Here is a 14278-nt window from a genome sequence, read left to right as displayed (position 1 = left end):
AGCCAAAAAGCAAGGCGTCGCGTAAATAGGGACCGTCATGCGTGGAGTTAGCACACCCTCGCCCCGGCGGCAGCGCAACCTCTCCCGCTTGCGGGAGAGGTCGACGCGCGAAGCGCGGCGGGTGAAGGCACCCCTCTCCGCGAGTGGCAACTCACTGCCCGGGAGGCCCTCGCCCCAGCCCTCTCCCGCAAGCGGGAGAGGGAGCGCGCCTCGCCTGTGGAACGGCGCGACCCTGCAGCTAATTATTACTTCGCCGGCGTGATCCGCACCTGCACGTCGCGCGGCTTGGCGGTGTATGGCGCCGAGGTGACGAGCACCTGTGCGCCGGCCTCTGCGTAGGCTGCCGCGTTGCCGGCGTTGACGCCGCCGGCCACCGCGATCACCGGGCGAGCCGGCCGCGCAGCGAGTTGCTGCACCAGCGTCGCGACGTCGGCGGGGGCGAACTTCTCGAGCTGCAGCACATCGAAGCCGGCTTCGGTCGCGGCGAGTGCGGCGTCGACCGACGACACTTCGGTGATCAGCTTCTTCTCGGGCAGCGTGGCACGCAGCCGCGCCACCGTGCCCGCCAACGGCTCGTCGAGAAAGCCGCGGTGCTCGCCGAACACAAGGACGGTCTCGGACAGGCCGAGCCGGTGCATGGTGGCGCCACCGGCTTTCACGGCGGCGACCGCGAACCGCTTGGTGCCCGGCGAGTTCTTACGGGTGCAGGCCACCGCGATGGTCGGCGACACCGCGCGCGCCGCATCGACGATGTCGCGCGCCGCGGTGGCGACGCCGGACCAGATCTCGATCAGCGTCTGCGCCACCTTCCAGCTGCGCAGCAGTCCGGAGGCGCTGCCATGAGCGGTCAGGATCGGCGCGCCCGCCGCCAGCCGGCTGCCCGACGAGGCGGCCAGTTCGACCTCGCATCCGCACAGCCGGATGATCGCGGCGGCGTCTTCGGCGAGCGCCAGCACCATCGGGTCGCGGGCGGCGAATTGCATCACGCCGGGCGCAGCGCCGATGCCCAGCGCCTCGGTGGTCAGATCGCCGCAAGGCACATCGTCGTCGAGCAGGCGCTCCAGTTCGGCAAGGGTGGCGGCAGGCATAGAGCAGGTCCTCGGTGTGGCGGTTAGCGCTCGGGATGCGCGGGGGGTCCGACGCAACATCCCCATTTCCCACCGTTATGTCTATGACTATACAACGCCGTCAGGTTTGCGACGAACCCTCGCGGGCCGTGACGCGCAGCGAAACGTTCAAAGAATCAACCGCCTAGCCGATGCGAGCGGGAATCGTGAACCGGCACGGCGCTTGCTAACTCAACACGAGGCACCGATCGGAGAGTGCAAAGATGACGTACAGCAGCGTCGAGGCTCCGCGGATCGCGGCGATCGTCTATCGCGCCGAGGACGACGTCGACACCTTGCTGGCGGATTTCGCGTTCGGGCGGATCGCGGCCGGAGACCGGCTCGGCGGCATCGTGCAGCGAAACGTCAAGGACGCCGCCGGCAAGAAGATCGACATGCAGCTGATCGATCTGATGACGGGCGAGGCGATCGGAATTTCGCAGACACTCGGCAGCGGCGCGGGATCGTGCAAGCTCGACGCCAGCGGCCTGGCGGCCTCCGCGCAGGCGGTGACGCGGGCGGTGGCGAACGGCGCCGCGCTGGTGGTGATCAACAAATTCTCCAAGCAGGAAGCGACCGGCCACGGGCTGCGCAACGAATTTGCCGAAGCGATCGTGGCCGGCCGGCCGCTGCTGACCGCGGTGCCGGAGAAATGCGCCGACGCCTGGCGCGCGTTTATCGGCGACGAAGGCGCGATGCTGCCGTGCCACCGTGAGGCGATCGAAGCCTGGTGGGCCGTCACTGCGCCGCGGCTGTTGCCCCCCCGCGATGGGCAATGGCAGCGACGACGACTGGCTGTGGAAGACGATCTGCTGAAGGAGACGCGGTGATGGCCAACGTCGTGTTCTATGAGAAGCCCGGCTGCGTCGGCAACGCGCGGCAGAAGGCGCTGCTCGCCGCTTCGGGCCACCAGCTGGAGGTCCGCAACCTGCTCGCCGAGCCGTGGACGCGGGAGACGCTGCGGCCGTTCTTCGGCGACAAGCCGCTCGCGCAGTGGTTCAATCAGTCGTCACCGAAAGTGAAGGCGGGCGCGATCGACTTCGCCGCGCTCAGCGAGGACGCAGCGCTCGATCTGATGATCGACGATCCGCTGCTGATCCGCCGCCCGCTGATGCAATCGGGCGACCGCTGCGAGGTCGGCTTCGATCAGGCCGTCGTCGACGCCTGGCTCGGACTGCGGACCGGAGCCCCGCGCGTATTCGACGGCTGCGCGATGGACGACTGAAACCTCCGGCTATTTCGGCTTCCACCCGATCAAATCGATCAGCGCAGATAGTCCGGCGTGAGCGGCGCCTTCGGCGACTTCGCTGTCGTGCTCGCGAATGCTGAGGTTGTCGAAATCTCCGAACGCGTCCTCCAGCAATTCGCGGGTGTACAGGTTCTCGGCACAGCTCGGGCCGCCGGTCTTGTAGACCAGTTGCTTCGGCCGATAGCCTTGGATCAGCAGCAGCCCACCGGGCTTCAGCGCGTCGCGGATGTTCTGGAACACCGCCGGGCGCTGCTCCGATTCGACGAACTGGAAGAAGATGCCGACGATTACGTCGAAGCCGTCCGGCCACTGCCAACTCAGCAGGTCCGCGGTCCGGGTCTCGATCGTCACGCCGCGCGCCGCCGCCAGCTTGTGCGCCTTGGCCTGGGCGGTCGGCGAGAAGTCCACCGACAGCACCGACAGCCCGCATTCGGCGAGAAATACCCCGTTGCGTCCCTCGCCGTCGGCGATCGCCAGCGCCCGTCCCTGCTTCGGCAGCAATTCGCGGCATGACGCCAGGAACGCATTCGGCGCCGTGCCGAACAGATAGTCCTCGCCGCCGAAGCGGTTTTCCCACATCTCGAAGTGCTGGGATGCCATGAGCGTCCGATTTCCTTCTCACTCGCCTGCGCCGCAGCACGCGGCGGCGCGAGCTTGGCGGCTGCGCGGGAACTGCGCAATTCCCAATCGGGTGATGCCCGCCCTGCGGCGACGCCGCGGTGACATCGTCACAGACCGCCGATGGCGGCCGTGCGACCAGGGAGATGCAGGCCGCATGTGCCGTGCCAACAGGAACCTCGAGGGATGCGAAATATCACCATCGTCGGCTCCGGCTTCGCCGGTCTCACCGCCGCCCGCGAGCTGCGCAAGCGCAAGGTCGACGCCACGATCACGATGATCTCGCCGCGGCGCGAATTGCACTTCCTGCCCAGCTCGATCTGGCTTCCCGCCGGCATCCGCCAGGGCGAGCGGCTGAAAGTGCCGCTCGACCATTTCCTGAACAAGCATCGCATCGACTTCGTCGAAGCCTCGGTCACCGGCCTGAAGGACGGTGGCCGAATCACCGTCACCGACCAGGGCGAACTCCGCAACGATCACTTGGTCGTCGCCACCGGCGGCCGATTCATCCGCAAGCTGCCGGGCATCGAGCACGCGCTGATTCCGTGCGAAGGCATCAAGGTCGGCGAAGAGATCGGACGCCGGCTCGACGCGCTGAAGGGCGGCACCATTGCGGTCGGCTTCGCCACCAATCCGAACGAGCCGGGCGCGATGCGCGGCGGGCCGATGTTCGAATTCCTGTTCATCATCGACACGCTGCTGCGTCAGCAGGGCAAGCGTCCCGGCTTTCAGATCGTGTTCTTCAGCCCGGCGCCGCGCCCCGGCGCACGGCTCGGCGAGCGCGCGGTCGACGGCCTGCTGCAGGAGATGAAGAACCGTGGCATCGTCACCCGGCTCGGCCGCAAGATCCTGCGGCTCGAACAACGCAAGGTCGTGCTCGAAGACGGCGAGATCGACGCCGACCTGATCCTGTTCATGCCGGGACTGACAGGACCGGCATGGCTGGAGAACACCGAGCTGCCGCTGTCGCCCGGCGGCATGATCAAGGCCGACGAGCTGTGCCGCGTCGAAGGGCTGCCCAATGTCTGGGTCGCCGGCGACGCCGGCTCGTTCCCCGGACCGGACTGGATGCCGAAGCAGGCCCACCAGGCCGACCTGCAGGCGATCGCCTTGGCGGCCAATATCGCCGCGGTGGAAACCGGGCAGCAGCCGGGCACCCGCTTCAAGCCCGAACTGGTGTGCATCGTCGACACGCTGGATTCCGGCATGCTGGTGTTTCGCAACGAGCGCTTCAACTTCGTCGGACCGAAGATGAAGTTGTTTCACTGGCTGAAGCGGATGTTCGAACGTCACTATCTGACCACGTTCCGCTGACATCCGGGTCACGGAAGCGGTGAGCCGATTTCGATTTCGCCAGACGGAGCGGACTGCAACATGAGCGTGAAGACGATTTCGGCGATCGAGGCCCATCGCATGATGACCGAGGACGGCGCTGTCCTGGTCGACGTGCGCGAGCGGCACGAGATTACGCGCGAACACATCGAGGGCGCGATCGAACTGCCGCTGACCGGCCTCAGGCACGGCGACCTGACGGGGGCGAAGGGCCGCAAGGCGATCTTCTTCTGCCATTCCGGCGGACGGACGCGGATGTACGGCGGCCAGATCGAAGCCAAGGCGGCCGGGGTGTGCGACCCCTATGTGCTCGGCGGCGGCATTCTCGCCTGGCGCCGAGCCGGCTTCCCGACAGTGCAGGGTCCGAAGCCACCATCGATGTTCAAACGGCTGTTCGGTGGTGGCTCGGAGCCGTAGGTCAGGATCGTCTCAAGCGTCGACCGGCTGGCGCTGACGACGCGGCCCCGCGCCGTTCCGGGTCGCTCGCGCCCCCGCTCCGTTCGTCGGCTTGTCCTTGCCGCGATCCTTGCGGCAGAAGGTGGCGTGCAGCGCCACGATCAGGCTGCGCACCTCCTCGCTGGCGAGCGAATAGAACACCTGCTGACCGTCGCGCCGCGCCTGCACCAGTTTTTCGCTGCGCAGCCGCGCGAGCTGCTGCGACACCGTCGGCTGCCGTTCGTCGAGCAGCCCGGTGAGTTCAGACACCGATTTCTCGCCTTCCGCGAGCTGACACAGCATGATCAGCCGCGACACGTTGGACAGCGTCTTCAGGAACTCGGCCGCGACCGCGGCATTCTCGCGCAGTTCGCTGGTGTCGACGCGTTTCAGCGCCGGAATGGTCTTCCGGACTGCGCTGGACGCAGGCATCGATGGGCCTCCGCACGGTTGACGAGGAGCGTTCACCGGCCCCCCCGCGCGGACACGCCGCGGCTTGTCGCGCGATCGAAATATCGCGCTGCTCGAGCCGATATGCTTACCCTTGTTGCAAAGGATTGTCAGCCCGCCGCGCATCGGCTGTGCAACCGCAACCACGGCGGCATCCGTCCGCGGCGTCCGCCGGACCATTGAAGCTCGGCCCGGCCCCGGCTATTGCAGCGACGGAAACGCTCGACAACAACGATGCAACAACCACAAAGCGACTTCTTCCAATCCCACGGCCTGCGCCTGCACTATTGGGACTGGGGCAACCCGACCGCTCCGCCGCTGCTGCTGATCCACGGCGGCCAGGACCACGGCCGAAGCTGGGATCACCTCGCCGGCGCACTGCAGCCGCACTTTCACGTGATCGCCCCGGATCTGCGCGGCCATGGCGATTCCGATTGGGCGCGCGGCGGCAGTTACGCGCTGCCGGAATACGTCTACGACCTGACGCGCCTGCCCGCGCTGGCCGCTGCTCCGCCCGCAACCGTCATCGGCCATTCGATGGGGGGCATGATCGCGATGCTGTATGCCGGGACGTTTCCGGAACGGGTCGAACGGCTGGTGGTGCTCGACGGCGTGACGGTCCGCCCCGACGCCCGGATGGCTCCGGTGCACGAGCGGATGATCAAATGGCTCGGGCAACTCGATCGGCTGGAGGGCCGCGAGCCGCGCCGCTACGCAACGGTGGCCGACGCCGCGGCGCAGATGCGCACCCATAACAAGCGTCTCGGCCACGAACTGTCGCTGCACCTCGCCACCCATGGCGCACGCCGCAACGACGACGGCAGCTATTCGTGGAAGTTCGATCCGTATCAGCGGGTAACGGCGCCGCACCGGCTGGCGCCGTCCGAATATGCCGAGCTGTGGGCACGGATCGCCTGCCCGACGCTGCTGCTGTTCGCCGGTGAAAGCTTTCTCGAGCCGGCTCGGGCCGCAGAAGCCTCAAGCTATTTCAAGAACGCCCGTGCCGAGATCGTCGCTGAGGCCGGCCATTGGCTGCAGCACGACCGGCCGGACGAGGTGCTGCGGCTGATTGCTGAATTCGTCGAGCTTCCATCCGCGTCTTGAACTACGAACATCTCCTCCTCGTCATTACAAGGAGGCGAAGCCAACGAAGCAATCCAGCTCAGTGCACAATGTCTGGATTGCTTCGCTGCGCTCGCAATGACCGAGAGGATCTTAGCGCCGCTACGGCGCCAGATATTGCAGCAGTCGCGGGTCGTTGCGGACTTCGTCAGCGGTGCCGGTGAGCGCGACGCGGCCACGGTCGAGCACGAAGGCGCGATCGGCAACGCGCAGCGCCAGATCGAGATGCTGCTCGACGATCACCACCGCGATCTCCTTGGCCAGCAAGATCAGCCGGTCGGTGATCTCCTCGATCACGCCGATCCACACCCCCTCGGTCGGCTCGTCGAGCAGCAGAACGCTCGGCTCCGACAGCAGCGCGCGGCCGATCGCCAGCATCTTGCGTTCGCCGCCGGACAGCGTTCCGGCGATCTGGTCGAGCCGCTGACCGAGCTTGGGAAACATCTCCAGCACGCGATCGACGGCACGGCTGTCCTTGTTCGTCAGCGCCCCCACCGCGAGATTGTCGCGGATCGTCAGCCGCGCGAACACCGGATGGTCCTGCGGCACATAGCCGAAGCCGGCGCGGACGCGCTGCTCGGTCGGCAATTTCGTGACGTCGCGCGAATCCAGCGAAACGCTGCCACGCTTGGCAGGCAGTTCGCCCATGATCGCCTTCATCAGCGTGGTCTTGCCGGCACCGTTACGGCCGAGAATGGCGACACCGCCGCGCCACGGCGCTGACAGCGTCACGCCGAACAGCACCTGGCTGCGGCCGTAGCCGGCGTCGAGGTCGCGAATGTCGAGATAATGATCCTCAAGCACGGCGCAGATACACCTCCTGGACCTTCGGGCTCGCCTGAATCTGCTCGACCGTTCCGGTGTCGAGCACCGCGCCCTGATCGAGCACGGTGAGGCGATCGCAGATGTCGCGGATAAAATCGAGATCGTGCTCGACGATCACCAGCGAGCAGCGCGATTTGATCGGCGCCAGCAATTCGCCGGTGACTCGGCGTTCTTCCAGGCTCATGCCGCCGGTCGGCTCGTCGAGCAGCAGCAGTTTCGGCTCGGGCGCCAGCGCCATCGCGATCTCGAGCCATTGCTGCTGACCATGCGACAGCGCGGAGGCGTGCTCGCCGGCGCGGTCGACCAGGCGGAACTGCTCCAGTATCGCCATCACTTTGTCGTGCAACAGGCCGCGCGTACGCGAGAACATCAGCTTGGAGAGCGCGGTCTGGCCCTGCAGCGCCAGCAGCACGTTGTCGTACAGCGTCAGCGCCGGCAGCACCGAGGTGATCTGAAACTTCAGGCTCATGCCGGCACGGGCGCGCTCGGCCGGGGACGCCGACGTGATGTCGGCGCCGTCAAAGCCGACCCGCCCCTCGGTCGGCACTTCGGCGCCGGCGATGCACTTCATCATCGTGCTCTTGCCGGAACCGTTCGGGCCGATCAGGCCGTGAAATTCGTTCGGCTGCACGGTCAGTTCAGCGCCGTTCAGCGCGGTGAGCTTGCCGAACACCTTCTTCATGCCGCGCGCTTCAAGCAGAGCCATGATCGCTCCCCTTCGGCGGCCGGCCGAAGCTGCCGATCCGCTCACTGTGGCTGACGATCAGGCTGATCAGCCCGGCGGGCCGAAACAGGATCACCAGCAGCATCAGCGCGCCGAGAATGATCGGCCAGATGTCCTGGTAGGAATTCGACAGCCAGAACGACACGATCTCGATCACCACCGTGCCGATCACCGCGCCGATCAGCGTGCCCGAGCCGCCGAACAGAACGTAAAGCACCACCTGGGTCGACATCACCACGCCGAGCATGTTCGGCCAGACGAACCCTTCGTGGAAGGCGTAGAGGCTGCCGGCGAGCCCGGCGATCGCGCCTCCGAGCGAGAAGATGATCGCCTTCAGATGCTGCACCTTGTAGCCGAAGAAGGCGATACGCTGCTCGTTCTCGCGCAGGCCTGCGAGCGCGAGGCCAAACTGCGAGCGCACCAGATAACGGCACACGGCGTAGACCAAGACCAGGATCACCAGCGCCAGATAATAGAACACCGGCCCCTCGCCGAGTTCGTAACTTCCGATCGTCATCTGCGGGATCGAGGGAATACCGTTCTGGCCGCCGAGATAGTACCAGCCCCGCGCCAGCCGATCGAACGCGTAAGACGCCGTCAAGGTGCCGAGCGACACGAAGATCACGCTGGACGGATTGCGGCCGAGCAGCAGAAAGCCACCGATCATCAGCGCCACCGCGAAGCCGATCAGCACGCCGGCCGGCACCACCAGCAGCATCGAAGAAATACCGAGGTCACGCCCGAGCAGCGCCACGCCGTAGCCGGCGCCGCCGAAGAACACCGCCTGGCCGAAGCTCATGATCCCGGCATAGCCCCACACCAGATCGAACGACAGCGCGAACAGGCACAGGATCAGCACCCGCGTCATGAACACGGTGAGATAATCCTGCAGCACCAGCGGCAGCAGCAGGAAGACCGCCAGCATCGCGATCTCGATGATCGGCAGCACGGCAGGGCGCCGCTTGGCGCGTGGCGGAGAGACCTCCGAAAGGGTCGACGAGACTTCCGTCATCGAGGGGCCCGGCTGGCCGCGAACCAGAAGGTCGCGTTCGAACGCGGCGCGGCTGCGACGTCTCCCTCTCCCCGCCTGCGGGGAGAGGGCTGGGGTGAGGGGGCGCCTCCGCCAGTCGCAGACGCTCGGTGATGCGGAGACGCCCCCTCACCCGACCGGCCTCGCTTCGCGACGCCGGTCGACCTCTCCCCGCGTGCGGGCAGAGGTGAAGTCCGCGCGAGCCGACGCGGCGCAGCATGTGAGGTTCTGCCAGGGCAAGACGTTGGCGACCGCATCAGCATTCCTTCGGGTCGACAAGACCCTTGCTGCGTTCGACGATCTCGTAGCTGCCGTTCTTGGCGACCGCCGTGTACATGTTCATCTTGCAGTGGCGCTTGCCGGGGACCATCTCGGCGGGGCCACCCGGGCCGTCGGCGATCTTGGCGTGGTCGAGCGCCGCGGCGACGCCGTCGCGGTCGATCTTGCCGGCTTCCTTCACCGCGGCTTCCCACAACTTGAGGCCGCGATAGGTGCCGGTGGCGGCGCTGCCGGCGGCGAACAGGAAGGTGCCGGGGAATTCCTTGTCGTACTCGGCCTGGATCTTGGCGCTGACCGGATCGTCCTTGGCGACCGCCTTGAAATAATCGAGGCAGCTCGCCAGCCCTTCGATCTCGTTCGGCTGATTGATGCCGAGCGTGTTCTCGTCGTAATACACGCAGGACAGACGACCGCCGTTCTTGAGGAATCCCGCCTCGTAGAGCTGCTTGAAGAACGGACCGACACCGGGCGGGATCACGGTATTGAACACCACGTCGACCTTGTTGGAGATGATGCGGTTGACGGTCGAGGAGAAGTCGATCTGGTCGAGCGGATAGTACTCTTCCAGCACCACCTCGCCGCCATTGGCCTCGATCACCTTGCGGGCATAGACGTTGAGGGTGTGCGGCCACACGTAGTTGGCGCTCGGCAGCGCGAACTTCTTGCCGCCGTTCTTGATCAGCCACGGAATGAATTCGTCGCACTGCTGCGCCGGCGTCGGGCCGGTGCAGAACAGATACGGCGTGCACTCCTTGCCTTCATAGAGCTGCGGATAGATGTACAGCGTCTTGCCACGGGCGACGATGACGTCCTTGATGGCGTTGCGCATCGACGAGGTGACACCGCCGAGCACGACGTCGACCTTGTCGCGCTGGATCAGCTTGCGGACGTTGCCGACCGCGACCGCCTCGTTCGACGCGGTATCCTCGATATGCAGCTCCAGCGGCCGGCCGAGCAGGCCGCCGGCGTCGTTGATCTGCTTCACCACCATCTTGGCGACGTTGGCGTCCGCATTGCCGGCATAGCCGATCGGGCCGGTGAGATCGGTGGCGATGCCGACCTTGATCGGGCCGGCAGCCGCATTGGCCCAGTCCGCCGGGATCACCCAGCTTCCGACCCCGGTGGCGATCGCGGTGCTGGCAAAGGCGAAATTGGACAGGAACCGGCGGCGATTGATCTCGAAGTTGGAGTCGCTGGACATCAGGCTAGATTCCTTTTCCCGAAACGAGGCCCTGCGGCCGGAATTTGATGAAGATGATGGCGAGCACGAACACGAGCACGTCGGCGATCACCGGCTGGATCACCCAGGGCAGCGCCGCCGACAGGGTGCCGATGATGCCGGCGCCGGCGACCGGACCGGCGAACGAGCCGACGCCGCCGACCATCACGGCGATGAAGCCCTGGATCAGGAAGCGCAGGCCGAGATCGGCGAACAGCGAGAACACCGGCACGATCAGCGCGCCGGCGAGTCCGGCGAGCGCCGCACCGAACGCGAAGGTGGCACCGTAGATCGCGTTGGTGGAGATGCCGGAGGCCCGCGCCAGCGCCGGATTTTCCAGCGACGCCCGCACCCTCAATCCGAACGAGGTTCGCGACAGCAACAGATAGCTGCCGATCATCACCAGCGCGGTGACGACGATGATCACCAGCCGCCAGGTCGACAGATGCACGTCGCCGACGGTGATCGAACCGCCGATCGGCTCCGGCACCGAGATATAGAGGCCGCCGATCAGGCCGCGGACGATCTCGCGGATGATCAGACCGAGCGCATAGGTCCCGAGCATCGCCACGATCGGCGCGGCGTAGAAACGCCGCACGATGAGGCGTTCGAGCACCAGGCCGAACGCACCGACCAGGAATGGCGCTGCGACCATGCCGGTCCACACCGGCAGGCCGGCGGTGTGCGCCAGATAGGTGATGTAGGCGCCGAGCAGGACGAACTCGCCCTGCGCGAAGTTGAAGATGCCCATCATGCTGGCGATGATCCCGAGCCCCAGCACCACCAGCACGACGATGGAACCGAAGCTCAGGATTTCGAACAGGGCAGCGAACAGGTTTTCCATTCGGACCTTACCGGCTGACGGACGACCGGACCGCGATCACATCTTCTTCCAGTCGCCCGACTGCTCGAAGGCGTGGGCGGCGCGGTAGATGGTCGGCTCATCGAAGTGCTTGCCGACCAGCATCAGCCCGACCGGCAGACCATCGACCATGCCGCAGGGGATCGACATCGCCGGATGGTGGGTGATGTCGAACGGCGCGGTGTTGGTGATCATCTCGAAGGCACGGCCGATCACCTCCTCGCGCGGCGCGCCCGGCGCCGGCAGCGGCGTGGCCTTCATCGGCGTGGTCGGCATCAGCAGTAGGTCGAAGTTCGCCAGCGCGGCGTCGTAGGCCGCGGCGATGCGGCGCGAGATGTTGAGAGCCTTGCCGTAGTAGCGCGGCCCGAAGGTGTTGTTGATGTAGGTGCCGAGCAGCAGCATCATCTTGGTGGTCTCGGACAGCGAGTCCGCCTGGCCGCGCCAGCCGCGATGCGCCTTCATCAACGTGGTCGAGTAAAGGTCCGGACGGCTGAGGCCGTAGCCGTCGCCGAACATCATGGTCTGGGTCATGCCCTCGGTGCCGATCGGCATCCACACCGCGCCGGCGAGATTGTGAGCCGGGATCGAGATCTCCTCCACGGTGGCGCCGAGGCTCGCAAGCTTCTTGGCTGCTTCGCGGACGCTTTCATTCACCGCAGGCTCGGCGCCGGGCTGTTCGAAGCCTTCCCGGACGATGCCGATCTTCATGCCCTTGATGCCCTGGCCGAGCGCCTTGGTGTACTCGTGCACCTTGGGAGCGCGGATGCGCGGATCGTAACCGTCGTCGCCGGCGATGACTTCGAGCAGCAGCGCGTTGTCTTCGACATTCGCGGTCATCGGCCCGGTGTGATCGACATAGATCTCGATCGGCATGATGCCGGTGTAGGGCACCAGCCCCCAGGTCGGCTTCATGCCGTAGGTGCCGCTGAACGACGACGGCATCCGGATCGAGCCGCCCTGGTCGCCGCCCATCGCCATATCGGCCTCGCCGAGCGCGACCACCACGGCGCTGCCCGACGACGAGCCGCCGGCCGAGTAGCCCATCTTGTGCGGATTGTGCACCGGACCATTGGAGCCGGTGTGGCTGCCGCCGGACATGCAGAAATGCTCGCAATGGGTTTTGCCGACGATCTCGCCGCCGGCATCGAGAATGCGGGTGACGACAGTGGCGTCGAAGTCCGGCACGTAGCCTTCGAGAGTCGACGAGCCGTTCATCATCGGCACGCCGGCCAGCATGATGTTGTCCTTCAGCGCGACGGTCTTGCCCTTCAGCTTGCCCGACGCCGCGCCCTTCACGCTCGACTTCCGATACCAGGCGTTGCGCGGGTTGTCCTCGGCACCGGGCGTATAGCCGGGCGTGCGCGGATACTTCACCAGCGGCACTTCATCGGGCAGCGCCGCGACCACGTTGTAGGCGTCGATCGACGGCTGCATCAGCCCGCGGAACGAGACGATATCCTCGTCGGTGAGCGACAGGCCGCACTGATCGGCGACTTCGAGAATCTGCGTGGGGGTGGGAAGCGAAACGGCCAAGTTGGTTCTCCTGCGCGTAGGCGGATCGGGAATGGCGACCCGGGGAGGGACGCCGGCGGCGGCTCTGCAGAAGCGCCGCCGCGTCAGGCGTTAATACACAGGGAAATATTTTCCTTTTCAAGTATAATTTTTCAACGAGCCGACCCTGACGGACTGATCCGATTCAGAACGTGCGGAGCAGCTTGAAATCCAGGCCGTCGGCTTCGGCGAGATGCATCGTCATCCGGGCTCGGCCGTCGCGGATCGTCACCTCGCCGCGTCCACCCTGATACACGACATTGCGCGCTACCTGCAGCAGCGAGCGGGCCTGCAGCGTTTGCGCCTTCTCGGCGATCGTCGCCAGAAATCGCAGGCCTTCGTAGTTCGACTGCCCGACCGAGCCGATCGGCGGCGCGGTCGGTCCGAACATCCGCCGATAGGAATCGCGGAACGCGTCGTTGGCGGCGCTGTCGTGGCAGCCGAAATAGCCCGAGGCGCAGAACAGATTCTCGGTGTTGTCGGCGCCGATCCCGAGCAGCACGGTCTCGTCCATCGCGCCGGCAAGCCGCAGGATGTGGCGCGACAGCCCGGCTTCGGCGAAGGCACGATTGAAGGTGACGCTGTCGTTGCCGATCAGAGAGATCAGCACCACGTCGGGCTGGGCGGCCCGGATCCGGTCGAGATGGCGTTCGTGATCGTCCTCGCCGAGCGGCACGAACTCCTCGCCGACCACTTGGCCGCCGGCATCCTTGATGTATTTCTTGACCGCACGGTGCGACAGCCACGGCCAGACGTAGTCGCTGCCGATCAGATACCAGCGCTGCGCCTTCTTTTCCCGCGCCAGCCAGTCGATCGCCGGCCGGCTCTGCCAGCGCGGCGTTTCGCCGATCGCCATCACCCCGGGGGTCCGCTCGCCGCCTTCATAGACCGGCGTGTAGATGTACGGCACACGGCCGCGAATGGCTTTGCGCAAGGCGACCCGCACGGCGCTGATATGCGAGCCCATCACGATATCGACGTCGTCGTAATCCACCGCCAGCGAGACACGGTGGATGACATCCTCGATCGGACCGCCGGCGTCGCTGAACACCAGCTCGATCTCGCGACCGAGGATGCCGCCGCGCTTGTTGATCTCCGCCGCCGCCAGCAGCGCCGCATTGGTCGAGGCCGGTCCCCACAGTCCGGGCGAGCCCTGGAAGGTGACGAAGTTCGCGACGCGGAGCTTGTTGCGGGCACGGCGCGAAGCCGCACCGCCGCCGTCTCCCGGCCCTTCCACCCAACGCGCGTCGGGAAGCGAGCCGCGCTCCAGCAAGCCGAGCGGCGGCCCTCCATAGAAGCCACGATGTCCGAGATCGACAGCCGAAAGCACGCCCTCTCCTGCCTAGTGCGGGTGATCCCGCCGAAGTCCCCTCCCCGGGTTCGACGATCGATGCTATTCGAAAATATTGAATCTTCAAGGATTGCTGTGCATATAGATGCAGCAAACTGCGCATCCGATTCACTCAGACGGAACGA

The 14278-nt window shown here is 66.1% G+C and carries 15 protein-coding genes; 5 read left to right on the top strand and 10 right to left on the bottom strand.

The window, feature by feature from the left end; genetic code table 11:
• Positions 1-245: 245 nt before the first annotated feature.
• Positions 246-1088, bottom strand: coding sequence for a ModD protein (gene modD, locus DWA33_RS14115; RefSeq protein WP_114358709.1), 843 nt, complete (start codon positions 1086-1088; stop codon positions 246-248).
• A gap of 242 nt (positions 1089-1330) precedes the next feature.
• Here modD and DWA33_RS14110 point away from each other — a divergent pair, with 242 nt between their 5' ends.
• Both DWA33_RS14110 and DWA33_RS14105 read left to right on the top strand, forming a co-directional pair.
• On the top strand, positions 1331-1936 hold the full coding sequence (locus tag DWA33_RS14110; RefSeq protein WP_114358708.1) for a DUF2478 domain-containing protein: 606 nt from the start codon (positions 1331-1333) through the stop codon (positions 1934-1936).
• Positions 1936-2331 (top strand): ArsC/Spx/MgsR family protein, encoded by a 396-nt coding sequence (locus DWA33_RS14105; RefSeq protein WP_114358707.1) that lies wholly within the window; start codon positions 1936-1938, stop codon positions 2329-2331. The genes DWA33_RS14110 and DWA33_RS14105 overlap by 1 nt, the downstream gene beginning before the upstream one ends.
• A gap of 9 nt (positions 2332-2340) precedes the next feature.
• Here the strand turns inward: DWA33_RS14105 and DWA33_RS14100 are convergent, their stop codons facing one another.
• Positions 2341-2955 (bottom strand): SAM-dependent methyltransferase, encoded by a 615-nt coding sequence (locus DWA33_RS14100; RefSeq protein WP_114358706.1) that lies wholly within the window; start codon positions 2953-2955, stop codon positions 2341-2343.
• Positions 2956-3159: 204 nt separating this feature from the next.
• Between DWA33_RS14100 and DWA33_RS14095 the strand changes: the two genes are divergently transcribed.
• A complete protein-coding gene (locus tag DWA33_RS14095; RefSeq protein ID WP_114358705.1) occupies positions 3160-4287 on the top strand; it encodes an NAD(P)/FAD-dependent oxidoreductase in 1128 nt (375 codons plus the stop codon).
• Between the two features lie 60 nt (positions 4288-4347).
• A complete protein-coding gene (locus tag DWA33_RS14090) occupies positions 4348-4722 on the top strand; it encodes a rhodanese-like domain-containing protein (protein WP_114358704.1) in 375 nt (124 codons plus the stop codon).
• 12 nt (positions 4723-4734) lie between these two features.
• On the opposite strand, the gene DWA33_RS14085 is transcribed toward DWA33_RS14090, so the two are convergent.
• Positions 4735-5172 (bottom strand): ArsR/SmtB family transcription factor, encoded by a 438-nt coding sequence (locus tag DWA33_RS14085; RefSeq protein ID WP_114358703.1) that lies wholly within the window; start codon positions 5170-5172, stop codon positions 4735-4737.
• 252 nt (positions 5173-5424) lie between these two features.
• Between DWA33_RS14085 and DWA33_RS14080 the strand changes: the two genes are divergently transcribed.
• On the top strand, positions 5425-6294 hold the full coding sequence (locus DWA33_RS14080) for an alpha/beta fold hydrolase (RefSeq protein WP_114358702.1): 870 nt from the start codon (positions 5425-5427) through the stop codon (positions 6292-6294).
• Between the two features lie 120 nt (positions 6295-6414).
• On the opposite strand, the gene DWA33_RS14075 is transcribed toward DWA33_RS14080, so the two are convergent.
• From DWA33_RS14075 to DWA33_RS14045, 7 genes are all read right to left on the bottom strand, one after another.
• On the bottom strand, positions 6415-7116 hold the full coding sequence (locus DWA33_RS14075) for an ABC transporter ATP-binding protein (RefSeq protein ID WP_114358701.1): 702 nt from the start codon (positions 7114-7116) through the stop codon (positions 6415-6417).
• Positions 7109-7843 carry an ABC transporter ATP-binding protein gene (locus DWA33_RS14070; RefSeq protein WP_114358700.1) on the bottom strand — a complete coding sequence of 245 codons (735 nt, stop codon included), beginning with the start codon at positions 7841-7843 and terminating at the stop codon, positions 7109-7111. Before DWA33_RS14070 ends, DWA33_RS14075 begins: the two co-directional genes overlap by 8 nt.
• Positions 7830-8786, bottom strand: a complete 957-nt coding sequence (locus DWA33_RS14065; protein WP_430707894.1) for a branched-chain amino acid ABC transporter permease — start codon at positions 8784-8786, stop codon at positions 7830-7832. Before DWA33_RS14065 ends, DWA33_RS14070 begins: the two co-directional genes overlap by 14 nt.
• Positions 8787-9147: 361 nt before the next feature.
• On the bottom strand, positions 9148-10371 hold the full coding sequence (locus DWA33_RS14060) for a substrate-binding protein (protein ID WP_114358698.1): 1224 nt from the start codon (positions 10369-10371) through the stop codon (positions 9148-9150).
• Positions 10372-10375: 4 nt separating this feature from the next.
• Entirely contained in the window at positions 10376-11233 is an 858-nt protein-coding gene (locus DWA33_RS14055; RefSeq protein WP_114358697.1) for a branched-chain amino acid ABC transporter permease, read from the bottom strand.
• A 36-nt stretch (positions 11234-11269) separates the two neighbouring features.
• The gene (locus DWA33_RS14050; RefSeq protein ID WP_114358696.1) at positions 11270-12784 is read right to left on the bottom strand and encodes an amidase; all 1515 of its coding nucleotides are present in this window, start codon (positions 12782-12784) and stop codon (positions 11270-11272) included.
• 163 nt (positions 12785-12947) lie between these two features.
• Positions 12948-14132: a substrate-binding domain-containing protein gene (locus DWA33_RS14045; RefSeq protein WP_114358695.1), complete on the bottom strand. Its 1185-nt coding sequence runs from the start codon at positions 14130-14132 to the stop codon at positions 12948-12950.
• Between the last annotated feature and the right edge of the window lie 146 nt (positions 14133-14278).

The sequence above is a fragment of the Rhodopseudomonas pentothenatexigens genome (assembly GCF_900218015.1).
In the GTDB taxonomy this organism is placed as follows: domain Bacteria; phylum Pseudomonadota; class Alphaproteobacteria; order Rhizobiales; family Xanthobacteraceae; genus Rhodopseudomonas; species Rhodopseudomonas pentothenatexigens.
The sequence above is the reverse complement of the archived record's forward strand: the minus strand, read 5'-3'. Positions and strand labels throughout refer to the sequence as shown.

Excerpts from the sequence above, each read along its gene's own strand:
- DWA33_RS14090 (WP_114358704.1), top strand. The coding sequence starts at position 4,348 with ATGAGCGTGAAGACGATTTCGGCGATCGAGGCCCATCGCATGATGACC.
- DWA33_RS14080 (WP_114358702.1), top strand. The coding sequence starts at position 5,425 with ATGCAACAACCACAAAGCGACTTCTTCCAATCCCACGGCCTGCGCCTG.
- modD (WP_114358709.1), bottom strand. The coding sequence starts at position 1,088 with ATGCCTGCCGCCACCCTTGCCGAACTGGAGCGCCTGCTCGACGACGAT.
- DWA33_RS14055 (WP_114358697.1), bottom strand. The coding sequence starts at position 11,233 with ATGGAAAACCTGTTCGCTGCCCTGTTCGAAATCCTGAGCTTCGGTTCC.
- DWA33_RS14085 (WP_114358703.1), bottom strand. The coding sequence starts at position 5,172 with ATGCCTGCGTCCAGCGCAGTCCGGAAGACCATTCCGGCGCTGAAACGC.
- DWA33_RS14060 (WP_114358698.1), bottom strand. The coding sequence starts at position 10,371 with ATGTCCAGCGACTCCAACTTCGAGATCAATCGCCGCCGGTTCCTGTCC.
- DWA33_RS14105 (WP_114358707.1), top strand. The coding sequence starts at position 1,936 with ATGGCCAACGTCGTGTTCTATGAGAAGCCCGGCTGCGTCGGCAACGCG.
- DWA33_RS14100 (WP_114358706.1), bottom strand. The coding sequence starts at position 2,955 with ATGGCATCCCAGCACTTCGAGATGTGGGAAAACCGCTTCGGCGGCGAG.
- DWA33_RS14095 (WP_114358705.1), top strand. The coding sequence starts at position 3,160 with ATGCGAAATATCACCATCGTCGGCTCCGGCTTCGCCGGTCTCACCGCC.
- DWA33_RS14065 (WP_430707894.1), bottom strand. The coding sequence starts at position 8,786 with ATGCTGGCGGTCTTCCTGCTGCTGCCGCTGGTGCTGCAGGATTATCTC.
- DWA33_RS14110 (WP_114358708.1), top strand. The coding sequence starts at position 1,331 with ATGACGTACAGCAGCGTCGAGGCTCCGCGGATCGCGGCGATCGTCTAT.
- DWA33_RS14070 (WP_114358700.1), bottom strand. The coding sequence starts at position 7,843 with ATGGCTCTGCTTGAAGCGCGCGGCATGAAGAAGGTGTTCGGCAAGCTC.